Genomic DNA, 21,007 nt, shown 5'->3' on the forward strand with positions numbered 1-21,007 from the left:
GAGGCCCCTCCCCCTTTTTAGGCGAACATGAAACGCCTCGCCCTGGGCCTAAACGCCCTCATCCAGCTAGCCCCTGCGGGGCTGACCCTGGCCCTCCTCCTTCCCCCGGCCTCTGCCCAGACGGACCTCACCCTCTCCCCTCCTAGGCTGGAGCTTACCCTCTTGCCCGGGGCAAGCGCGGAGGAGGAGGTCTTCCTGGTAAGCGGCCTTTCCCAGGGGACCCCGGAGAACATCCAAATCCGCCTCCTCCCCTTCGCCCTGGACCCCAAGGGGAACCTGGTGGAAAGCCCGGAGCGGAACCTCTGCCCCCACCTCGAGGTGGCCCCCACGGCCTTCCTCCTCCCCCCCGGGGGGAAGGCTGGGGTCCGCATCCGGGTGAAGGCCCCCGGGGGGGGGGAGGGTACCCTCGCCTGCCTGGTGGTCTTCTCCGCAAGCCCCAGGCCCTTGGAGAGGGGAGGGGTGCGGTTGGCCGTCCGCCCTGAACTGGGCCTTGCCGTCTACCTCACCCTCCGGGGCACGGAGCGCCCGGCCCTCCGGGCGAGGGTGGGGGGAGTGGGGGAGGCCCTTCCCCTCCTCCTGGAGAACCCAGGGAACGTCCTGGAGAGGGTTTCAGGGGAGGCCAGGGTCTTTGACGGGGAGGGCAGGGAGGTGGCACGGCTTCCCCTGGAGGAGGTCCCCGTCTTCCCGGGCGGGTACCGGGAGCTTGCCCTAAGGCCCGACCCTCCCCTCCCTAGGGGGCGCTACCGGGTGGCCCTGATCCTGGGGGGCACCTACGGGCGGTACGCCGCGGAGGGAACGTGGGACGTGCCCTAGCCCTTCTCCTCCTCGCCCTTCCCCGGGCCCTGGCCCAGACCGTCTCCTGCGACGCCGCCGACCTCCTCTTTGACTTCTCCGACCCCGGCCCCCTCCAGACCCTCACCGTGGGGGGGGAAAGCTACTACGTGGCGAACCTCGCCTCCTACCTCCTCCTCCTCTCGGGCACCTCCCCCATGCGCTTCCTCCCCACGCAGGTGGTGGGGGGGTCAGGAGGGCGGGTGGCCTGCACCCTCACCACCTACACCTTCGGAGGCTTCGGGGGGACGCTCTGCGGGGCGGGCACCACCCGGTGCTTCCGGGTGAGCCACGTGACGGGAAGCCTCCCCGTGCCCGGGGACTGGCAGGGAAGGCTCTACGTGCTCGTCCAGGTGGCCTCAGGGAACGCCACGAGCCACGTCCCCACCCCCACCCTTCTCTCCGCTGTGCCCGATGGGCGGGGGCTTGCCAGCGTGGGCCCATTCACCTTCTTTACCCCCGCGCAACTCTGGATCTACTACTTCCTGGAGCTTTCCCCCACCGACGCCTTCCCCTCCCTTCCCGCCCAGGGGGTCCTCACCCTGACCTATAGCCTCCAGAATAACTGATGCCTTCGTGTGCTACTTGATCTGGACCCCTAGGGTGTGAAAGAAAAGGGGGTGCTATGCATCCAAACCGTGAGCACCCCCTCTACTATCTTGACGCAGAAACCCTTCTCGTAGCCACCTACGTTTGGGTGGATGACGAACTCAAGGCCCTCGTCGCCCAAGGTCACAAGCTCCCAAAAAAGCAAAAGCACCAAAAGGCCACCCTGGCAGAGCTCCTAACCCTCGCCATCTTCCTCCTCCTCCAGGGCCAGGACCTCGCCAAAGGCTACCTCGCCGCCAAAACTACCCTGAAGCCTTACTTCCCCTCCCTCCCCCACCTCTCCCGCTTCTACCGGGTCCTTCAAAAGGCTCATGGGCTCCTGGCCCACCTCGCCCTCAGGCTCTCCGGAGGAGAAGGCTTGCTACAGGTGGTGGACCTGAAGCCCATTCCCCTGGCCCACGGACAGCGCATCCACAGCCTCTCCCTCCCTGAGGCCGCGGTGGGGAAAGGACCCCTGGGGGCTTTTGGCGGATACGCCCTCATGCCGGTGATGAACGAGCGGGGCCTCTTTTTCCGCTGGGTTCTTCTGCCCGGGAATGCCCGGGAGACCTGGGGGAGGGAGGTCCTTGAGGGTTTGCCTGCGGTTCTTGGGGACCGGGGTTTTCGCTGGGTCCAGGGGGTGAAGACGCCGCCCTACCGGCTCAGGGGAGGGAAGGTGGTGGAGACGGGGTGGCGAGCCTGGATGGGGAGGGTGCGCAACTGGATTGAGACGCGGTTTAGCGTGATGGTGAGGTCTTTGGGGCTTCACCGGATGGAGGTGCGGTCGTATTGGGGTTTGGTGGCGCGGGTCCATCTCATCCTGCTGGTGCACAACCTGATTCGGAGCCGGGTGCTTCTCAAGATGGCTGGGGTGGAGATATGAGGTAGCATACGAAGGGATGAAAAGGCTCTTCCCCGTCCTCTTCCTCCTCTCCCCGGCCCTAGGGGCCAAGCCCGGCGAGGTGGCCATCCTCCCCTTCCCGGGCCTCCCCCCGGGGGCCCTCGAGGTGGCCTCCGACCTTCCCCTCCTCCTCGCCCCCCAGGCCTCGGACGGGGGAGTGGTCCTGGTGGCGGTGGAGGTGCCCCCTCGCTTCCCCCCTGGGTCCTACCGGGTGTGCCTGGGCCCCGTAGGCGGGGAGGCCCTTTGCCGAGAGGTGACCGTGGAGGCCCTAGCCAAGCTTAGGGCAAAGGTGCCGGGGGAAGCGGTGGGGGGAAGCCTCCGCCTTGCCCTAAAGAACGAGGGGAACCTGCCCCTAAGGGTGTGGCTTTCCCCGGCCGAGGGGAGCGAGGTGTTCTTTCCCCCTCTCGCCCTCTCCCTCCTCCCCGGGGAGGAGGGGGAGGCGGAGCTTTCCCTTTCGGGCTTCGGCCTCCTCCGCTTGAGGGTAGCCTCGGAGGCGGGGGAGGCCTTCTATCTGGTCCGGGTGCGTCCCGAGGGAGGGAAGCCCCTTCCCTACACCCTCTCGGGCCTCCTGGAAGGCGGATACGCCCTGGGTACGGGAACTTCCCTGAGGCTTGCCCTGGAGGGAGCTCTTTCCCGGGAGGCGCGCCTCGCCCTGGCCCTGGAAGGCCCCCATCCCTCCCTCAGGCTGGGGGTGGGGACGGGAGGCTTTTCCTTGGGGTTTAGGGCCACGGGAGGGCGGGGGGTGGAGGAGGCTCGCTTGGGCTTCCGGGAAGGCCCCTGGGAGGGGGCCTTGGGCTACCCCCCCGCCCTGGAGGTGGGCTACTCCGGGGCGGCCTTTTACCGCCTCCGCCTCTCCCCCGAGGCTCTGGCCCTGGGCCTCGCCGATGGTACCTGGGCCTTCTCCGGCACCCTCCCCTGGGGGAGGCCGGAGGGGATTACCTTCCGGCTTGAGCGCTACGGCGACCCCCGCCTCTACGCCCGGTGGGAGGGCGGGGCCTACCTGGGCTTCGCCTCCGGGGGGTGGGAGGGGGAGGGGGGGTTCTCCCCTTCGGGCCCCACCTTTCGCCTGGGGTATGCGGGGTCGGAGGGGAGCTTCACCTACGCCCTCGGCGTGGGCTATAGGGGAGGGCCCACTTTGGGCCTCAGGGCGGGGTACGTGGCCCCTCCCTTTTCCCTTGGGGGGCGGCTAGAGCTTTCCTCTTTTACCGCTGCGCCCTCCTTTGGCCTCGGGGTGGGCTACCGGGAGGCTCCCTTCGCCTTGGGCCTGGACCTTTCCTCTTCGGGGCTTGGGGGCTTCCTGGAGTGGCAGGAGGCTCCCTTCGCCCTGAGGCTCGAGGGGAGGCAGGAGGCTACAGGAGCCCGGTTGCAGCTCTTGGGGAGCTACGCCTTCCGCTTCCCCGTGCCCGAGGAGGCCACCCTCGCCCTCGGAGGGTACGAGGAGGTGCCCCTGGAGGGGCGGGTGGAGCTTTTGGGGAGACCCGTGAGGGGGGCTAGGGTAGAGGGGGGCCTTGCCCCTGTGGCCACGGACGAAGGGGGGCGGTTCCGCCTCTACGCCCCGAGGGCCGGGGCCCGCCTCAGGGCCCTCCCCCCTGAGGGGCTTCTCGCCCTGCCCACCGAGGCCTTCTGGAAACCGGGGGATCCCCCTCCCGTCCTCGCCCTAAGGCCCGCCTCCCTCCTCCGCCTCCGCTGCCAGGGTGGGGGGCGGGGGGCCTACCTGGCGGGGGAGGTGGGGGCCTTCGTGCCCTGTGGCGGGGAGGCCTTCCTCCTCCCGGGGACCTACCGCCTCCTTCCCCAAGCCCTCCCCGGTTTCCGGGCAGGGGAAGAGGAAGTGGCCCTGGAGCCTTTAGGCCAAAGGGAGGTCCTTCTCGCCTTCACCCCTATCCCCACCGCGCCCCTACCCCAGGCGAGGCCCCTGCGGGTGGAGTGGCCCCTCTTGGTGGCCCCAGGGGAGGTGGCCCAGGTGCGGGTGCGCCTGGAGGGGGGGTCCCTCCCTGAGGTGAGGTTTTCCCTCCCCGTTCTGAAGGAAAGGCGGGAGGGGGACGACCTCGTCCTCCTTTTCCAGGCGCCCTGGGAGGCCCGGGAAAGGCTGGAGGTGATCCTTTGGGCAGAAGGGGGGGAGAGCCGGGCCTTCCTCCCCCTTAACCCGGGAAAGGACCTCCTCTTGGTGCGGCTGGACCCCCCTCGAGCCTCCCTGGGGGAGAGGGTAGAGGTGCGGGTAGAGACCCTTTTCCCCGCCGAGGAGGTCCACCTTCTCCTGCCTACAGGGGCTCTCCCCCTCGTGGCGGAAGGGGAGGGCCCCCCGTGGGTCTTTGTGGGAACCTTCCGGGTTGAGGAGGCCCTCCTCAAGGAGGCGCGGAGCCTTACCGGGTCTCTTAGGGCCCTTTCCCTAGAGGTGCGGGCCCGGCAGGGGGAGGTGGAGCGGGGCAAAGAGGTGCGGCTCCTTTTGCGCTAGGCCGGGGCGCCCCTAGCCCTCTCCCCGGGCCCTCCTGGGAGATGGCGCCCTTTCCACCCCGTGCCAGGCCCTAGGGGGCCCTCCCGCTGGCCGGCCACGCCCTGCCGGGTGGAGTGGGGATCTAGTGGGGGGCACCCCGTTTCCTGGCCCGGGCCAGGGTAGACTGGGAGGCATGACCGAGCGGTCAGCCCTCCGCCGCCTCCTGCCCTACCTCGCCCCCTACCGGGGGCCGTACCTCCTCGGGGTGGGGGCAGGCCTCCTTTCCATCGGCTTCTTCGTCCTGAGCCCCTACTTCCTGCGCCTGGCCGTGGATGCCTTGGGTCATGGCGGGCCCTACGGGCGCTATGCCTCCCTTTTGCTTCTTTCCGCCGGGATCAGCGCCCTGCTCTCCTACTTCATGCGCCGCTTGGCGGTGGTGGCGAGCCGCCTGGTGGAGTACGACCTAAGGAAGGACCTGTTTCATCACCTTCTCCGCCTTGACCGGGACTTCTACCAGAAGACCCGGGTGGGGGACCTGATGAACCGCTTGAACAGCGATCTCTCCGCGGTGCGGGAGATGGTTGGGCCGGGGATCATGATGGGTAGCCGCCTTTCCTTCCTGGTCCTTTTGGCCTTTCTTTCCATGTATGGGGTGAACGTCAGGCTGGCCTTCTACTTGACCCTGATCCTGCCTGCCATTGCCTTGGTCATGTTCTACCTCCTGCGCCTTATTGACCGCCGCTACCGGGAGACCCAGGAGGCCTTTGACCAGATCAGCACCCTGGCCCAGGAGGCCTTTAGCGGCATCCGGGTGGTGAAGGGGTATGCCCTGGAAGGGCGCATGCTATCCCGTTTCCAGGAGCTGAACCGCATCTACATGGGTAAGAGCCTGGCCCTGGCCAAGGTGGAGGGGCCCATGCAGGCCCTTCTGGGCTTTCTCATGGGGTTTGCCTTCCTCACCGTCCTCTGGGTGGGCGGGGGGATGGTGGTCCGGGGGGAGATGAGCGTGGGCCAGCTGGTGCAGTTCAACGCCTATTTGGCCCAGCTCACCTGGCCCATTCTGGGCCTCGGCTGGGTGATGGCCATGTACCAGCGGGGTTTTACCAGCTTGAAAAGGCTTTTGGAGCTTCTGGACCGGGAGCCCGCCGTTCGCGACGAGGATCCCCTGCCCCTTTCCGTGGCCGATCTTTCCGGGGAGGTGCGCCTCGAGGGGGTGGGCCTTTGGCGGGATGGGCGCTGGCTTCTTAAGGACCTCACCCTCACCGTCCCCGAGGGCATGACCCTGGGGATCACCGGGCGCACGGGCTCGGGGAAAAGCCTCCTTGCCGCCCTCGTACCCCGTCTTATGGACCCCACGGAGGGACGGGTTTACGTGGGGGGGTATGAGGCGCGGAGGATCCCCCTGGCCACCCTGCGCCAGGCGGTGGGGGTTGCCCCCCAGGAACCCTTCCTATTTAGCGAAACCATTCTGGAAAATATCGCCTACGGTCTGGAAACCCTGGATCGGGAACGGGTGGAGTGGGCGGCGAGGCTTGCCGGCATCCACGAGGAGATCCTCGCCTTCCCCAGGGGGTACGAAACCGTGCTGGGGGAGCGGGGGGTGACGTTGTCGGGTGGCCAGCGGCAGCGGGTGGCCCTGGCCCGGGCCTTGGCCAAGGGGCCCAAGATCCTCATCCTGGACGATGCCCTAAGCGCCGTGGACACGGAAACCGAGGCCAGGATCCTTCAGGGCTTGAAAGGGGTCCTGGGCCGCCAGACCACCTTCCTCATCTCCCACCGCACCGCCACCCTGCGCCATGCAGACTGGATCATCGTTTTGGACGGGGGGAGGATCGTGGAGGAAGGCACCCATGAAAGCCTCCTCGAGGCCGGGGGCCTCTATGCCGAGCTGGACCGCATCCAGCGCATGGAGGTGGAAGGGGAGGTGGAGGGATGAGCCAGGATGCCTCCCATAGGGAGCAGGAGGACGCCTACACCAAGGCCTTTGACCGGGTCCTCTTCGCCCGCATCCTCCAGTACGTGAGGCCCTACCGGGCCCAGGTGGCCTTGGCCCTTCTCTTCCTCCTCCTCACCACCCTCACCGCCGCCCTCACCCCCCTCTTCTTCAAGTGGGCCATCGACGGGGCCCTGGTTCCCAAGGAGGCCAAGCCCCTGGCGGAGCGCTTTGCCCTTCTCCTTTGGGTGAGCCTGGGCTTCCTTCTGGTGCGGGGGGTTAACTTCGCCGCCACCTACGGCCAGACCTACCTGATCCAGTGGGTGGGGCAAAGGGTGCTCTTCGACTTAAGGAGCGCCCTCTTCGGCAAGCTCATGCGCCTCCACCCGGGCTTTTACGACAAAAACCCCGTGGGCCGCCTCATGACCCGCATCACCTCCGACGTGGACGCCATCAACCAGTTCATCACCGGGGGGCTCGTGGGGGTCATCGCCGACTTCTTTACCATCCTGGGCCTCTTGGCCTTCATGATGGTCTTAAGCCCCAAGCTCACCCTGGTGGTCCTCCTGGTGGTGCCCGTGCTCCTCTGGGTCACCGCCTGGGTGCGGAACGGCATGCGCACCGCTTACCGGGAGATGCGCCTGCGCCTGGCCCGCTTGAACGCTGCCCTGCAGGAAAACCTTTCTGGGGTGGAAACCATCCAGCTTTTCGTGAAGGAAAGGGAACGGGAGGAGAAGTTTGACCGCCTGAGCCGGGACCTCCTTAGGGCCTGGGTGGAGATCGTGCGCTGGTTTGCCCTCTTCTTTCCCGTGGTGGGGTTCCTGGGGGATCTGGCGGTGGCGGGCCTCCTCTTCTACGGCGGGGGTGAGGTGGTGCGGGGGGTGGCCACCCTAGGGCTTCTGGTGGCCTTTGTGGACTACACCCGCCAGCTTTTCCAGCCTCTGCAGGACCTTTCGGATAAGTTCAACCTTTTCCAGGGAGCCATGGCCAGCGCCGAGCGCATCTTCGGGGTTTTGGACACGGAGGAGGAGCTCGAGGACCCGGAAAATTCCAAGCCCATCGCCCGCTTCCGGGGGGAGGTGGAGTTTCAGGAGGTCTGGCTGGCCTATACCCCCAAGGGCGTGGAGCCCACGGACAAGGACTGGGTGCTCAAGGGGGTTTCCTTCCGCATCGCCAGGGGAGAGAAGGTGGCCCTGGTGGGGGCCACGGGGGCGGGGAAGACCAGCGTGGTGAGCCTCATCGCCCGCTTCTACGACCCCCAAAGGGGCCGGGTGCTCATCGATGGGGAGGATGTGCGGAACTACCGCCAGGAGGACCTAAGGCGGCACGTGGGGATCGTGCTCCAGGATCCCTTCCTCTTCTCGGGCACCATTCTGGACAACCTGCGCCTTTTTGACGAGACCATCCCCGAGGAGAAGGTGGTGGAGGTGGCCCGGTTTTTGGGGGTGCACGAGGCCATTTTGCGCCTGCCCCAGGGCTACCACACCTGGGTGGGGGAGAGGGGGGCAGGGCTTTCCACGGGGGAAAAGCAGCTTCTGGCCTTGGTCCGGGCCCTTCTGGCCAACCCGGATATCCTCCTCATCCTGGATGAGGCCACGGCCAACGTGGATTCGGAAACGGAAAGGCGCTTACAGGAGGCCCTCTACAGGGCCATGGAGGGAAGGACCTCCATTATCATCGCCCACCGCCTTTCCACCATCCGCCGGGTGGATCGCATCCTGGTCTTCAAAAGAGGGCGCCTGGTGGAGGAGGGTACCCACGAGGAGCTCCTCCAGAAAGGGGGCTACTATGCCACCCTGTACCGGCTCCAGTATGCGGAGGGCTAGGCCATGACCTACCAGGAGGCCACGGGGTGGCTCTTCGCCCAGCGCCGCCAGGGAGAGCGGGGTCTAAGCCGGATTAGGACTCTCCTGGAACGCCTCGGGCACCCGGAGGAGGCTTTTCAGGCGGTGCACGTCCTGGGCACCAACGGCAAGGGGAGCGTGGTGGCCTACCTGGAGGCGGCCTTCCGCGCTGCAGGGCTTCCCTATGGAGCCTATACCAGCCCCCACCTCCTGGACTTCCGGGAGAGGATCCGCACCCACCGAGGGTGGATCCTCGAGGAGGAGGTGGTGGGCTTTGTGGCCTGGGCCAAGGAGGAAGCCTGGCCCGAGCCCCCGGGGTTTTTTGACCTCGCCACCGCCTTGGCCTTTCAGCATTTCCAAAAGCGGGGCGTGGCCTTCGCGGCGGTGGAGGCGGGGGTGGGAGGGGAGAAGGATGCCACCAACATCCTTCCCCGGGTGGCCCTCACCGTGCTCACCAACGTGGGAGAGGACCACCTGGAGGCCTTGGGGGGGAGCCTGGAGGCCGTGGCCCGGGAAAAGGCGGGAGCCTTCCGCGAAGGGGTGCCGGTGGTCACCGGGGCCAGGGGGATCGGCCTGGAGGTGGTGCGGGAAGTGGCCCGCACCCGGGGAAGCCCCCTTTACCTTCTGGACCCCCTGGACCCTCTTTTTGCCCTGCCTGCGCCACCGGCCCTGAAGGGGGCCTTCCAGGAGGAAAACGCCCGGCTGGCGGCAGCGGCCTTGAGGCTCCTCGGATTCCCCGAGGAGGCCATTGCCCAAGGGCTTCGGGAGGCAAGGCATCCAGGCCGGCTAGAGCGCTTTCTTTTGGAGGGGGTGGAGGTGTACCTGGATGGAGCCCACAATCCCCCGGCAGCCCTGGCCCTTAGCCGGGAGCTTTCCGCCTACCACCTGGTCTTTGGGGCCTTTCCCCGGAAGGACGTGAAGGGGGTTCTGGCCCACCTCCTTCCCAAGGCCCAAAGCGTCCGCTACACCCGGGTGGGGGAGGGGGCCTTGGGAAGGGAGCTAGGGGAGCCCTTCTTTGAGGACCCCGAGGAGGCTTTGCGGGATGCCCTAAGGGCGGCCAAGGAGGATGGCCTCCCCATTTTGGCCACGGGCTCCTTGTACCTGGTGGGCGCCTTAAGGGGTAGGCTACTCCCGCGCTTCGGCTAGGACTCGCCCTGAAGGTTCGGTGAAGACCACGCGGCTCACCCGTTCCAGCTCCAGGATCACGTACGGGCTGGTGAGGGCCTGGGTGACGATGGCCCCGGGCCGTGGGCTTTGCAGGTTCAGGATGACCCGGGCGGTTCCGCCTGCATAGGTAATCCCCACCACCTCGAGGCCATACCCCCCGGTGGGCTTTAAGCCCCAGAAGAAGGCGGCCACGCTCCTCGTGCGGAAGTCCACGCTAGGGGCGGGTGGGCGGGGGATGCGGTTCGCCACCACCAGGTTCCAGACCTCGGCGAAGCGGGTCGGGTTGTTGGCCAAGAAGGCCTTGGGCTCGGTTTCCTGGTAGGCGGCATTGGCCCCGCGTTCCAGGATGCGGTAGGCGGGACGGGGTGGGGTCACCACCTCCACTCTAAGCCCGTACTGCACCTGCAGGGCCCCCACCCGGTAACCATCAGGGATGGGGTCAAGGGCCAGAGGCCTTAAGACGGGTTCGGAAAGCTCAAAGACCACCACCTGCCTTCCCCCCCGCCGGGCCAGGATCTCCCTGAGGAGGACCTGGGTTTCCGTCCCGGTGAAGGCGTAGAGGTCCGGGGTCTGGTACTGGGCGGGCTGGACCAGGCTCCGGCTTTCCCCTTCCCTCAGGCTCCCCGTGAGCTGGACCCAGCCCACCCCGTCATAGAACCAGGTGGCGCGCAGGTTGGCCTGGGCGCGGACCTCGAGGAGGCTTCCCTGGATTCCCCGCACCGCCTCGGCCAAGGGGCGGAGGGCAGGTCCCACCTCCCTGAGCACGGGATTTCCCCCCACCCAAAGGGCTCCCGGCACCGCCCAGAGGCTTTCCCCCGAGGCCTTTTCCAGGCGGAGGACCTGGGTGCCGAGCCGGACCTCCCGGGGCTCCCCATAGAAGTAGGTCCAGCGCTCCGTGGCCTCGGGGAAGAGGAGCTGGGCCTCGGCCACCCGGTAGCCCGTGCCTTCCAGAAGCTCGCAGGCGCTGAGGAGAGGCAAAAAGAGCAGGAGAAAGAGGAAGCCTTTTCTCATGGTTCCATGATACCCCTTTGGGGCTTGCTTCCTTCTTAAGGCCGCCTTTAGCCTTTAGCGGCTTCTCGGGTCCAGGGCGTCCCTGAGGCCATCCCCCAGGAGGTTGAAGGCCAAAACGGTGAGCATGATGAAAAGCCCCGGGAAGATCATGGTCCAGGGGGCGTTCATGGCGTAGCCTCCCTTGAAGCTGTCGGCGATCATGGCTCCCCACTCGGGGGCAGGGGGCTGGGCCCCAAGGCCCAGAAAGCCCAAGGCGGCCGCCTCGAGGGTGGCGGTGCCGATGGACAAGGTAGCCTGCACCACCAGGGGGGCCAGGGTACCCGGGAGGATGTGGCGAAAGAGGATCCGTCCATTCCCCGCCCCCAGGGCGATGGCCGCCTGCACGAAGTCCAGCTCCCTTAAGGAGAGGACCATGGAGCGGGCCAGGCGGATGTAGACGGGCACCTGCACGATGCCGATCGCCAGCATGGCGTTTTGCAGGCTGGGGCCGGAAACGGCCACGATGGCGATGGCCAAAAGGGTTCCGGGAAAGGCCAGGAGCAGGTCGGCAAGCCAGCCGATGAGAAGCTCGGTCCTTCCCCGGTAGAACCCGGCCAGGAGGCCCAGGAGGGTACCCAGGAAAAGGCCGATGCTTACCGAGATCACGCCCACCTGGAGGGAGATGCGGCTACCGTGGAGGACCCGGGTGAAGACATCCCGCCCCAGGTGGTCGGTGCCGAAGGGGTGTTCCAGGGTGGGGGGCTTGAGCCGGTTCAGGTAGTCCCGGTCCGTGGTGGGGTCATAGGGCTTCAGCAAGGGGATGAACAGGGCCAGAAGGACCAGGAAGAGGGTCAAAACCAGGCCCACCTTGCCGGAAGGCGATTTCAGGAAACGCCGAAGAGCCTGACGAGTGGGGGTTTCCATGGGTTCACCTGTACTGGATGCGAGGGTCCAAAAGGGCGTAGGAGAGGTCCACCAGGAGGTTGACCAGGACGAAGACCGTGGCCACCACCAGCACCCCAGCCTGGACCACGGGGTAGTCGCGGTTGAGGATGCCCTCGTAGATGTAGGAGCCGATACCCGGCCAGGAGAAGATGGTTTCCGTGAGGATGGCCCCGCCCAAAAGGGTACCGAACTGCAGGCCGACGAGGGTGACCACGGGCAGGAGGGCGTTCTTAAGGGCGTGCTTCAGGATCACCTGGCGCTCGGCCAGTCCCTTGGCCCGGGCGGTGCGAACATAGTCCTGGGAAAGGACCTCCAGCATGGCGCTACGGGTGATGCGGGTGAGAATGGCCAAGGGGATGGTACCCAGGGTGAGGGCGGGGAGGATCAGGTGGCGGATGGCATCCCCTAGGACCTCAGGCCTAAGGGTTAAGAGCCCATCCAGGAGCAAGAATCCCGTGATGGGGCGGAAGTCGATACCCAGATCGGTGGAGAGCCTCCCTCCGGTTGGGAGCCAGTGCAGGTTTACGGCAAAGAGATAGACCAAGAGGAGGCCCAGCCAGAAGACCGGCATGGAAACCCCCACCAGGGAGAGGCTCATGGAAAGCGTGTCCAAAAGGCTGTTTTTCCGTACCGCCGCCAGGATGCCCACGGGGATACCCAGAACCACCGCCACCAAGGTGGCCGCCAGGGCCAGCTCAAAGGTGGCGGGCCAGCGCCTTTTCAGCTCCTCGGCCACGGGAATGGTGGACACGGCGCTGGTGCCCAGGTCCCCGGTGAGGATGTTCTTGACAAAGGTGAGGTACTGGACATAGAGGGGCTTGTTAAGCCCCAGTTTTTCCCTGAGGGCCTCGAGCTGTTCCGGGGTACCCCGTTCCCCGAGGATGGCCTGGGCGGGGTCGCCGGGGATGAGCTGCAGGAACAGAAAGACCAAAAGGGTGATCCCGAAGAGGACGGGGACCAAGCCCAGCAGGCGTCGCAAAACGTAGCTCCACATTTGTCCGCCTCAAAAATCCCGGACCCCCTTAAGGGGGTCCGGGGCGGAAGCACTTAGCGCTTCTCTATGGTCTCAAAGGACTCGGAGCCCAAGGGGCTCGGCACCCAGCCGGAGATGTTCTTGCGTTTGGCCAAAAGGGGTTGGGAGTGGACGATGGGGATGCGCAGGGCCAGGTTGAAGGTGATCTCGTCCGCCTGCTGGTAGAGGCGCTTGCGCTCCACGAGGTTCGGCGTGGTGGCGGCCTTGGTCAGGATGTCGCCGAGCTCCTTCACGCAAAGGGGCTTGCCTGCGCTGTCGAAGAGGTCGGCGATGGGGCAGGCGAAGTGGGGGTCGTAGAAGTTCTGGGGATCGCCGTAGTCCCCGGTCCAGCCCAGCATGTAGGCCTGGAAGCCAGGGGCCTTCTTGCGGTCCGCCAGGTAGCTGGCCCAGTCCTTGGTCTGGAGCTTGACCCGGATGCCGATGGCGGAGAGGTCGGCGGCCATGGCCTCGGCGATCTCCTTGGGGGTGGGGAAGTAGGGCCGGGAGACGGGCATGTACCAGAGCTCCAGGTCAAACCCGTTCGGGTACCCTGCCTCCGCCAGAAGGGCCTTGGCCTTCTGGGGGTTGTACTCGTAGTCCGTGACCTTGGACGACTGGAAAACCTTCATGGAAGGGGGGGTGAAGTGCCCGTCGGTTAGGCCTAGCTTCCCCCAAAAGGCTTGGACGATGGCCTTCTTGTTGACGGCCATGGCGATGGCCTGCCGCACCCTAGGATCGGAAAGGGGCTTATAGGAGGGGTTCAGGGCCAGGTAGCCCACGTTGAAGGAGGGGCGGAAGACGGCGTCCAGGTTGCGGTCGGCCTCGAGGTCCTTCAGGTTGGCCGGGGGGATGTCGGTGGTGAAGTCAATGGTACCGGCCTTCAGGGCCGCCAGGCGGGCGGCGGGGTCCTTGATGACCCGGAAGACCACCCGGTCCACCTTGGGGAAGCCCTGCTTCCAGTAAGTGGGGTTCTTTTCCAGGACCACTTGCTCCCCGGGGCGCCACTCCACCAGGCGGAAGGGGCCCGTGCCCACGGCGCTTCCCGTGGGGGAGCCGTACTTGGCCCCATCCTTCTTGATGGCGGCGGGGCTTGCGATGCCAAAGTAGCCCGAGCCAATGGCGGCAGGGAAGGCGGGGAAGGGCTGGTTAAGGATGAAGCGGATGGTGTACTTGTCCACCACCTGGATATCCTTCAGGATGGAGCCCGGATCCCCCTTAAAGCCGCCGAAGAGCTCCGGCCAGATCTCGTATCGGGCGGCGGCGTCAATGCGGGTGGGGTTCTTGGGGTTCCACCAGCGCTCGATGTTGAACTTCACCGCTTCCGCATCCAGCTCGGTTCCGTCCTGGAACTTGACCCCTTGGCGCAGGCGGAAGGTCCAGATCTTGCCGTCTTGGGAGCTATACCAGCTGGTGGCCAGCCCAGCGGTCACCTCGGTGGAGCCCGGCTTAAAGTCCACCAGGGTGTCGTAGATCTGCCGCTGCACGTAGATGGAGATGCCGTCGGTGATGTTGCCGGGCTCGAGGCTCACCGGCTCCCCGTTGGAGCCGAAAACCAGGGTTTTTTGGGCAAGCCCCAAGCCCAGGGCGACCACAAGGCCGAGAAGGATTTTCCTCTTCATACCTCTCCTTTCCGGGGTATTCCCCTTTGATCCGGACCAAGTATAAAGCGCTCCCATAAGGGAGCGCAAGCCTGGGTATCAGGCAAAGGATGCGGCCTAACCTTCCCCCAGGTAGGCCTTCTGCACCCCGGGGTTTTGCGCCAGGTCCCGGGCCGGGCCTTCCAGGGTAATCTCCCCCGTGGCCAAGACGTATCCTCGGTGGGCGATCTGCAAGGCCAGGCGGGCGTTTTGCTCCACCAGGAGGATGGTCTTGCCCTCCTGGTTCAGCTTTTGGATGGTTTCAAAGATGAAATCCACCAGCACCGGGGCCAGGCCCATGGAGGGCTCGTCCATGAGGAGGATCCTGGGGTTTTGCATCAGGGCCCGGCCGATGGCCAGTATCTGTTGCTCCCCGCCCGAAAGGGTGCCCCCCTTCTGTGCCCGGCGCTCGTAGAGGCGGGGGAAGAGGGCAAACACCTCCTCCTTGCGCTTCTGCACCACCTTGCGGTCGTTTTCCAGATAGGCCCCGATCTCCAGGTTCTCCTCCACGGTGAGGCGGGGGAAGATCTTCCGCCCCTCGGGCACGTGGCCTACCCCCAGGGCCACGATCTGGTGGGCCGGCAGGCGGTGGATGGGTCTTCCCTGGAAGAGGACCTCCCCCTGTCGGGGCTTCACCAGACCGCTGATGGTGCGCAGGGTGGTGCTCTTGCCCGCCCCGTTGGAGCCGATGAGGGTCACGATCTCCCCCTCCTCCACCCTCAGGGAGATGCCCTTGAGGGCGTGGATGTGGCCGTAGTAGGTGTGGACGTCCCTAAGCTCCAGAAGGCTCATGCCGCACCTCCCGCAGCCCCCTTGCCCAGGTAGGCCTCGATGACCCTGGGGTTTTGCCGCACCTCTTCCGGGGTCCCCTCGGCGATCTTGGAGCCATACTCCAGCACGGCGATGCGGTCGGAGATCCGCATGACCAGGCGCATGTCGTGCTCGATGAGGACGATGGTGATCCCAAGCTCCTCCCTCAGGCGCTGGATGAAGGCCTGGAGTTCCTCGGTTTCCCGGGGGTTCATGCCCGCCGCAGGCTCGTCCAGGAGGAGGAGCCTGGGCTTTAGGGCCAGGGCCCGGGCGATCTCCAGCTTCCGTTGCTCCCCATAGGGCAGGTTCTTGGCCAGCTCATCCTTGCGGTGGAGGAGGCCCACGTACTCCAATAGCCTCTTGGCCTCTTCCTCGGCCCGCTTTTCCTCCTTGCGGGCCAGGGGGGTGCGGAATACCGCATGGAAGTAGGGGACGTGGATGTGGATGTGCATGCCCACCAGGAGGTTCTCCAGCACGGTCATGGCCCCGAAGAGGCGGATGTTTTGGAAGGTGCGCCCTACCCCTTCCTTGGCGATTCGGTCCGGGGGTAGGCCGGTCACGTCCTTGCCGAAGAGGAGAATCCTGCCCTCATCGGGGGTGTAGATGCCCGTGAGCAGGTTGAAGAAGGTGGTCTTGCCCGCTCCGTTAGGGCCGATGACGGAGAAGATCTCCCCCTGGTTCACGCTGAGGCTCACGTCGTTCACCGCCACCAGACCGCCGAAGCGCTTGGTGGCCCGGGTGACCTCGAGGGCCTTCATGCCTCCCCCCCTTGTTTTCCTTCCGGAAAAGCAGCCATCTCCGCCTTGTGGCGTTTCTCAGGGATGAGGCCTTCCGGGCGGAAGATCATCATCAGCACCAGGATAAGGCCGAAGACCAGCCTTTCGTACTTGGCGGGATCCACCTGGTTGGGGATTTGGGGCAGGCTGGTGCGCACGAACTCGCTGAAGGTCTTGAGCACGTCCAGGTTGAGGATGGTGAGGGCCGCAGCGCCCAGGATGGCCCCGGGGATGGATCCCATCCCTCCCAGGATCACCATGCCCAGGATGGTGATGGAGGCCAAAAGGGTGAAGGACTCGGGGGATACAAAGGTGCGCTGGGCGGCGAAGATCACCCCCATCACCCCGGAGAAGGCGGCCCCGGTCATGAAGGCCAGGAGCTTGGTGGGCAGGAGGGGGATGCCCATGGAGCGGGCCGCCACCTCGTCCTCGCGGATGGCCACCCAGGCCCGGCCGAAGCGGGAGTTGGCCAGGTTCACGTTCACCAGCACCACCAGGCCGATCATGAGGAGGACCAGGAAGTAGAAGAAGAGCTGGTAATCGGTGGTCCGGTCCAGGTGCACCCCCAGGGTGGCCATCAACTGCCGGAACCAGTCGATGGGAGGGCGTTGCACGGGGGTGATCCCCTGGGGGCCGTTGGTGAAGTTGATGGGGTGGTCCAGGTTGTTGGCCAGGATTCGCACCACCTCCCCCAGGCCCAGGGTGACGATGGCCAGGTAGTCCCCGCGAAGCCTAAGGGCGGGAAGGCCGATGACCAGACCGGTTAGGGCGGTGGTGACGATGGCGATCCCCATGAAGAGGTACATGTACTCCCCGGGGAGGGGGAAGTTCCCCTGCATGAAGTTCTTGGCCTGCTCGCTGCCGAAGATGGCCCAGGTGTAGGCCCCCACGGCGAAGAAGGCGGCGTAGCCCAGGTCCAGAAGTCCCGCCATTCCCACCACCACGTTGAGCCCCAGGGCCATGGCGGCGTAGATGCCGATCTGGATGCCCAGTTCAAAGATGAAGGTGTTGGCGAAGCCCGCCAGGGGCACGGAAAGGAGGAGGATGGCCAGGGCCAGGAGCACGCGGATTCCCGTGGGGATACGGGGCAGGGTGGTGAGGGCCACCAGGATGCCCACCAGGCCGATGAGCCCCAGGGTGTTCCCCGAACGCACCAGGCCCAGGGTGAAGGCCAGGGTGAGGAGGGCTAGGTTCAGGGTGCGCCAGCTGGGGGAAAGCTTAAAGAAGGCGGTGGTACCCAGGGCGATGAGGCCAAATAGGTTGCTGAGGGCTCCCGGGGCCAGGAAGACCAGGCCCAGGTAGGCCAGGTTGAGGAGAAGGGAAAGGGCGTTCATACTTTCTCCTTGACCACCTGTCCCAGAAGGCCTTGGGGCCTTAGGAGGAGGATGAGGATCAGGATCAAGAAGGCCACCACGTCCTTGTACTCCGTGCCGAAGTTGCCGTTTGTGAGGATGGGCAGGTAGGTGCCGAAGAAGTTTTCCAGCTGCCCCAGCACGAGCCCGCCCAGCATGGCTCCCGGGATGTTGCCGATACCCCCCAGCACCGCTGCGGTGAAGGCCTTGATGCCGGGCAGGAACCCCACGTAGGGGGTGATGGTGGTGTACTGCAGGGCGAAGAGCACCCCGGCCACACCCCCCAAGGATCCCCCGATGAGAAAGGTGCGGGAGATGATGCGGTCCGGGTCTATGCCCATGAGGCTTGCGGTGTGGAGGTCCTGGGCCACGGCGCGGATGGCCACCCCCAGCTTGGTGTGGTTCACCAGGTAGGTGAGGCCCAAGAGCATGAGGATGGATACCCCCATGAGGATAAAGGACTTGGTCTGGGCGAAGATGGCCCCCCCAAAGAGCTCCACGGAGCCCTCGAGGTCCTCCACGGTGCGCATGCGCAGGAAGAACTCGTTGTGCCAGAGGCCCTCAATGAGGCGCACCAAGTCCTGGAGGATGAAGGACACCCCGATGGCGGTGATGAGGGGCACCAGGCGGTTGGTGGTGCCCCGCTTCCTCAAGGGGCGGTAGGCGAAGCGTTCCACCAGGATGGCGGTGATCCCCGCCACCGCCCCGCCCAGGATTAGGGCGAGGAGGAGGAGCAGGAAGCCGCTTTCCACCTGGGGGGCCAGGTAGCGGAAGACCTCCACCCCAACCACGGCCCCGATCATGAAGATCTCGGAGTGGGCGAAGTTGATGAGTTCCAAGACGCCGTAGACCATGGTGTATCCCAGGGCCACCATGGCGTAGACAAAACCCAGGATGAGCCCGTCGAAGATCACCTGGGGCAGTAGGGCTAGGATTTGCTCCAGCAAGGTGCCTCCTTTCTCCGGGCCAAGGGGGTGGCCTTCAGGCCACCCCCTTGGGTTGGAATCCCAGTTTACTTGGCCCCTGGAGCGGCCATCTCGATGACGCGGATCAGCTTGTTGTCGGCCCAGTTGCCGGTGGAGGCCACCTGCATAACGAAGTACTTGGCCTTCTTGTTGTCGCCCTTGTCGTCAAACTCAATGGTGCCGGTCAGGCCTTCCATCTTCACCTGGCGCACCGCCTGAGCCACCTGCTCCCGGGTGGGCTTCTTGCCGCCCGCGGCCTTGATGGCGGCCTCGAGGCCAGCCAGGATCACGTTGGCGGAGTCGTAGGCGTAGATGCCGAAGCCCTCCATGTCCTTGCCGTACTTCTGCTTGAAGCGCTGGGCCACCGCCTTGGCCTTAGGGAAGGCGGAAACCGGGCCGGCCACCGTGGTGTAGAAGGTGCCGGCGGCGTTCTCCTTACCCGCCAGGCGGACGAACTCGCTGGAGTCCAGCCCGTCCCCGCCCATGAGCCGGATCTTGACCCCCCGCTCGCGGAGCTGCTTCACGAAGGGCCCGATCTGGCTGTAGATGCCCCCGAAGTAGATGAGCTCGGGCACGGGCCGGGCCGCACGGATCTGGTTGATGATGGGCACGAAGTTGGAGGTCTCCTCGGTGCCCACAAAGGCCACCACCTTACCGCCCAGGGCCTCAAAGCGCTTCCTGAACTCCTCCGCCAAGCCCTGCCCGTAGGCGGTCTTGTCGTGGATGATGAAGACGTTCTTCACCTTCAGGTTGTTGAAGGCGTACTGCGCACCCACAGGCCCCTGGACGTCGTCACGCCCGCAGATGCGGTTCACGTTGGGGAGCTTGCGGTCGGTGACCCGGGGGTTGGTGTTGGCGGGGGAGACCATGACCAGGTTCACCCGGGCGTAAACCTCGCTGGAGGGGATGGCCACGCCGGAGTTCAAGTGGCCCACCACGCCCAGGATGTCGGGGTCGTTGATGATGCGGTTGGCGTTGGCCACGCCCACGTCGGGGTTGGCCTGGTCGTCGTAGGGCACCAGGACCAGGTCAAAGCCCAGGGCCTTGAACCGGGCCTTGGCCTCTTCCACCGCCAGTTCCGCCCCCAGCTTGATCTGCTCCCCCAGGGCGGCCTGAGGTCCCGAGAGAGGCGACTGGGTGGCGATCTTGATGACGTTGGCCTGGCCTAGGGCCATGCCCAGGGCGGCCACACCTGCTACCAGCAAGCCGATTTTCCTCATACGCACCTCCTTAAGAGCACGCCTTCGTGTTGCGGCCTCATTCTAGGGGGGGTACCGGTTCTTGTCAATGCCCCCTCGTAAGTTTATGCCTGACCCATGGGTCAGTCCCTCCCCCCGGAGGGGGAGGGAACCGATACCCCTCTTTAGTATGTGGCCAGGTACTGGTCCAGCTCCCACTGGTGGACCGTGACCCGGTAGTCGTCCCACTCCATCTGCTTGGCCTGGAGGAAATGGGTGTAGATGTGCTCGCCCAGGGCCTCCCGGATGACGGGGTCCTTCTTTAGGGCCTCGAGGGCCTCCCTAAGGGTTCCGGGAAGCTCGCGGATCTTGTGCTTGCGCCTTTCCCGCACGCTCATGTGGTAGATGTTGCGCTGGATGGGGGGCGGGGGCAGAAGCTTGCGCTCTATCCCGTCTATGGCGGCAGCGGCCATGACCGCCAGGGCCAGGTAGGGGTTGGCGGAGGGGTCGGGCATCCTGAGTTCGGCCCGGGTGCCCACGCCCCGGCGGGCGGGCACGCGGATCATGGCCGAGCGGTTGGCCGCCGACCAGGCGATGTTGGTGGGGGCCTCGTACCCGGGGGTGAGGCGCTTGTAGGAGTTCACCAAGGGGTTGGTGATGGCCACCATGCCCTCGGCGTGCTCCAGGAGCCCGGCGATGAAGTGGAGGGCGGTTTTGGAAAGCTGATACTCGGCCTTGGGGTCAAAAAAGGCGTTTTCCCCGTTCTTGAAAAGGGAGAGGTGGGTGTGCATGCCGCTGCCGTTGATGCCCCGGATGGGCTTGGGCATGAAGGTGGCGTGGAGGCCGTGGTTCAGGGCCACCCGCTTCACTACCCACTTGAAGGTGGCGATGTTGTCGGCGGTGGTGAGGGCGTCGGCGTACTTGAAGTCGATCTCGTGCTGGCCGGGGGCCACCTCGTGGTGGGAGGCCTCGATTTCAAAGCCCATGGCCACCAGCACGTTCACCATGTCCCGCCGGGCTTCCTCGCCCTTGTCGATGGGGGCCAGGTCAAAGTAGCCCGCTTTGTCGTGGGTTTCCACCGTGGGCAGGCCGTCGGGCGTGCGCAGGAAGAGGAAAAACTCCGGTTCGGGGCCCGCGTACATGTTGTCAAAACCCAGTTTTTGCAGCCGCTCCACCTGGCGCTTCAACACGTAGCGGGGGTCCCCCTCAAAGGGGCGGTCGTCGGGGTAGGTCACGTCGCAGATGAGCCGGGCCACCCGGCCGCGGGCGGGGTCTTCCAGGGCATCGGGCAGGATGACGAAGGTGTTGTAGTCGGGCTTGAGGAGCATGTCCGACTCTTCAATGCGGGTGAAGCCCTCAATGGAGGAGCCGTCAAACATGATCTCCCCGTCCAGGGCCTTCTCAAACTGGGACTCGGGGACCTCCACGTTCTTGACCACCCCTAGGATGTCGGTGATCTGGAGCCTCAGGAACTTGACCTTCTCCGCCTTAAGCGCCTTGAGGATTTCCGCCTTGGTGTACGCCATTTTTTGCCTCCTTGGTCTGCTGAGGCCGGATGTACCCTACTTCTCCCCAGCAGATTGCGCAAAGTGTACAGCAAATATATGCACACTGTCAAGCCTTAGCCTGTCACCCGTCAAGGAAGGT

At 65.6% G+C, this 21,007-nt stretch carries 17 protein-coding genes; 7 read left to right on the forward strand and 10 right to left on the reverse strand.

Going from position 1 to position 21,007, the window contains the following annotated elements; translation table 11 throughout:
* Window positions 1–27 precede the first annotated feature (27 nt).
* From MI302_RS03040 to MI302_RS03070, 7 genes are all read left to right on the forward strand, one after another.
* Window positions 28–813, forward strand: a complete 786-nt coding sequence (locus MI302_RS03040) for a hypothetical protein (RefSeq protein WP_239726162.1) — start codon at window positions 28–30, stop codon at window positions 811–813.
* The gene (locus MI302_RS03045) at window positions 798–1,400 is read left to right on the forward strand and encodes a hypothetical protein (protein WP_239726163.1); all 603 of its coding nucleotides are present in this window, start codon (window positions 798–800) and stop codon (window positions 1,398–1,400) included. The genes MI302_RS03040 and MI302_RS03045 overlap by 16 nt, the downstream gene beginning before the upstream one ends.
* Before the next feature lie 56 nt (window positions 1,401–1,456).
* Window positions 1,457–2,302, forward strand: coding sequence for a transposase (locus tag MI302_RS03050; protein ID WP_038032087.1), 846 nt, complete (start codon window positions 1,457–1,459; stop codon window positions 2,300–2,302).
* A 16-nt stretch (window positions 2,303–2,318) separates the two neighbouring features.
* Window positions 2,319–4,772: a hypothetical protein gene (locus MI302_RS03055; RefSeq protein ID WP_239726164.1), complete on the forward strand. Its 2,454-nt coding sequence runs from the start codon at window positions 2,319–2,321 to the stop codon at window positions 4,770–4,772.
* A gap of 172 nt (window positions 4,773–4,944) precedes the next feature.
* Window positions 4,945–6,687, forward strand: a complete 1,743-nt coding sequence (locus tag MI302_RS03060) for an ABC transporter ATP-binding protein (protein ID WP_239726165.1) — start codon at window positions 4,945–4,947, stop codon at window positions 6,685–6,687.
* Window positions 6,684–8,510 carry an ABC transporter ATP-binding protein gene (locus MI302_RS03065; protein ID WP_239726166.1) on the forward strand — a complete coding sequence of 609 codons (1,827 nt, stop codon included), beginning with the start codon at window positions 6,684–6,686 and terminating at the stop codon, window positions 8,508–8,510. The genes MI302_RS03060 and MI302_RS03065 overlap by 4 nt, the downstream gene beginning before the upstream one ends.
* A gap of 3 nt (window positions 8,511–8,513) precedes the next feature.
* The gene (locus tag MI302_RS03070) at window positions 8,514–9,674 is read left to right on the forward strand and encodes a folylpolyglutamate synthase/dihydrofolate synthase family protein (protein WP_239726167.1); all 1,161 of its coding nucleotides are present in this window, start codon (window positions 8,514–8,516) and stop codon (window positions 9,672–9,674) included.
* Here the strand turns inward: MI302_RS03070 and MI302_RS03075 are convergent.
* The 10 genes from MI302_RS03075 to glnA form a co-directional block, all read right to left on the reverse strand.
* Window positions 9,654–10,706, reverse strand: coding sequence for a protease complex subunit PrcB family protein (locus MI302_RS03075; protein WP_239726168.1), 1,053 nt, complete (start codon window positions 10,704–10,706; stop codon window positions 9,654–9,656). The two genes, MI302_RS03070 and MI302_RS03075, sit on opposite strands and share 21 nt — an antisense overlap.
* A gap of 54 nt (window positions 10,707–10,760) precedes the next feature.
* The gene (locus tag MI302_RS03080; RefSeq protein ID WP_038030921.1) at window positions 10,761–11,609 is read right to left on the reverse strand and encodes an ABC transporter permease; all 849 of its coding nucleotides are present in this window, start codon (window positions 11,607–11,609) and stop codon (window positions 10,761–10,763) included.
* A gap of 4 nt (window positions 11,610–11,613) precedes the next feature.
* On the reverse strand, window positions 11,614–12,624 hold the full coding sequence (locus MI302_RS03085; protein WP_239726169.1) for an ABC transporter permease: 1,011 nt from the start codon (window positions 12,622–12,624) through the stop codon (window positions 11,614–11,616).
* Between the two features lie 53 nt (window positions 12,625–12,677).
* Complete coding sequence (locus tag MI302_RS03090; protein ID WP_239726170.1) at window positions 12,678–14,261, reverse strand: ABC transporter substrate-binding protein; 1,584 nt, start codon at window positions 14,259–14,261, stop codon at window positions 12,678–12,680.
* Window positions 14,262–14,357: 96 nt separating this feature from the next.
* Window positions 14,358–15,071 (reverse strand): ABC transporter ATP-binding protein, encoded by a 714-nt coding sequence (locus MI302_RS03095; protein ID WP_239726171.1) that lies wholly within the window; start codon window positions 15,069–15,071, stop codon window positions 14,358–14,360.
* The gene (locus MI302_RS03100; protein WP_239726172.1) at window positions 15,068–15,847 is read right to left on the reverse strand and encodes an ABC transporter ATP-binding protein; all 780 of its coding nucleotides are present in this window, start codon (window positions 15,845–15,847) and stop codon (window positions 15,068–15,070) included. The genes MI302_RS03095 and MI302_RS03100 overlap by 4 nt, the downstream gene beginning before the upstream one ends.
* Window positions 15,844–17,199 (reverse strand): branched-chain amino acid ABC transporter permease, encoded by a 1,356-nt coding sequence (locus MI302_RS03105; RefSeq protein WP_239726173.1) that lies wholly within the window; start codon window positions 17,197–17,199, stop codon window positions 15,844–15,846. The genes MI302_RS03100 and MI302_RS03105 overlap by 4 nt, the downstream gene beginning before the upstream one ends.
* Window positions 17,196–18,164, reverse strand: a complete 969-nt coding sequence (locus MI302_RS03110) for a branched-chain amino acid ABC transporter permease (protein ID WP_126170398.1) — start codon at window positions 18,162–18,164, stop codon at window positions 17,196–17,198. Before MI302_RS03110 ends, MI302_RS03105 begins: the two co-directional genes overlap by 4 nt.
* Before the next feature lie 65 nt (window positions 18,165–18,229).
* A complete protein-coding gene (locus MI302_RS03115) occupies window positions 18,230–19,402 on the reverse strand; it encodes a branched-chain amino acid ABC transporter substrate-binding protein (protein ID WP_239726174.1) in 1,173 nt (390 codons plus the stop codon).
* A gap of 143 nt (window positions 19,403–19,545) precedes the next feature.
* On the reverse strand, window positions 19,546–20,886 hold the full coding sequence (glnA, locus tag MI302_RS03120; protein ID WP_126178179.1) for a type I glutamate--ammonia ligase: 1,341 nt from the start codon (window positions 20,884–20,886) through the stop codon (window positions 19,546–19,548).
* Between the last annotated feature and the right edge of the window lie 121 nt (window positions 20,887–21,007).

Origin of the sequence: Thermus sp. NEB1569, assembly GCF_022385295.1 — a bacterium.
Classification (GTDB): Bacteria; Deinococcota; Deinococci; order Deinococcales; family Thermaceae; genus Thermus; species Thermus scotoductus.

Coding starts and splice junctions, on each gene's coding strand:
- MI302_RS03040 (WP_239726162.1), top strand. CDS start 28: ATGAAACGCCTCGCCCTGGGCCTAAACGCCCTCATCCAGCTAGCCCCT.
- MI302_RS03050 (WP_038032087.1), top strand. CDS start 1,457: ATGCATCCAAACCGTGAGCACCCCCTCTACTATCTTGACGCAGAAACC.
- MI302_RS03055 (WP_239726164.1), top strand. CDS start 2,319: ATGAAAAGGCTCTTCCCCGTCCTCTTCCTCCTCTCCCCGGCCCTAGGG.
- MI302_RS03060 (WP_239726165.1), top strand. CDS start 4,945: ATGACCGAGCGGTCAGCCCTCCGCCGCCTCCTGCCCTACCTCGCCCCC.
- MI302_RS03065 (WP_239726166.1), top strand. CDS start 6,684: ATGAGCCAGGATGCCTCCCATAGGGAGCAGGAGGACGCCTACACCAAG.
- MI302_RS03070 (WP_239726167.1), top strand. CDS start 8,514: ATGACCTACCAGGAGGCCACGGGGTGGCTCTTCGCCCAGCGCCGCCAG.
- MI302_RS03075 (WP_239726168.1), bottom strand. CDS start 10,706: ATGAGAAAAGGCTTCCTCTTTCTCCTGCTCTTTTTGCCTCTCCTCAGC.
- MI302_RS03080 (WP_038030921.1), bottom strand. CDS start 11,609: ATGGAAACCCCCACTCGTCAGGCTCTTCGGCGTTTCCTGAAATCGCCT.
- MI302_RS03085 (WP_239726169.1), bottom strand. CDS start 12,624: ATGTGGAGCTACGTTTTGCGACGCCTGCTGGGCTTGGTCCCCGTCCTC.
- MI302_RS03090 (WP_239726170.1), bottom strand. CDS start 14,261: ATGAAGAGGAAAATCCTTCTCGGCCTTGTGGTCGCCCTGGGCTTGGGG.
- MI302_RS03095 (WP_239726171.1), bottom strand. CDS start 15,071: ATGAGCCTTCTGGAGCTTAGGGACGTCCACACCTACTACGGCCACATC.
- MI302_RS03100 (WP_239726172.1), bottom strand. CDS start 15,847: ATGAAGGCCCTCGAGGTCACCCGGGCCACCAAGCGCTTCGGCGGTCTG.
- MI302_RS03105 (WP_239726173.1), bottom strand. CDS start 17,199: ATGAACGCCCTTTCCCTTCTCCTCAACCTGGCCTACCTGGGCCTGGTC.
- MI302_RS03115 (WP_239726174.1), bottom strand. CDS start 19,402: ATGAGGAAAATCGGCTTGCTGGTAGCAGGTGTGGCCGCCCTGGGCATG.
- glnA (WP_126178179.1), bottom strand. CDS start 20,886: ATGGCGTACACCAAGGCGGAAATCCTCAAGGCGCTTAAGGCGGAGAAG.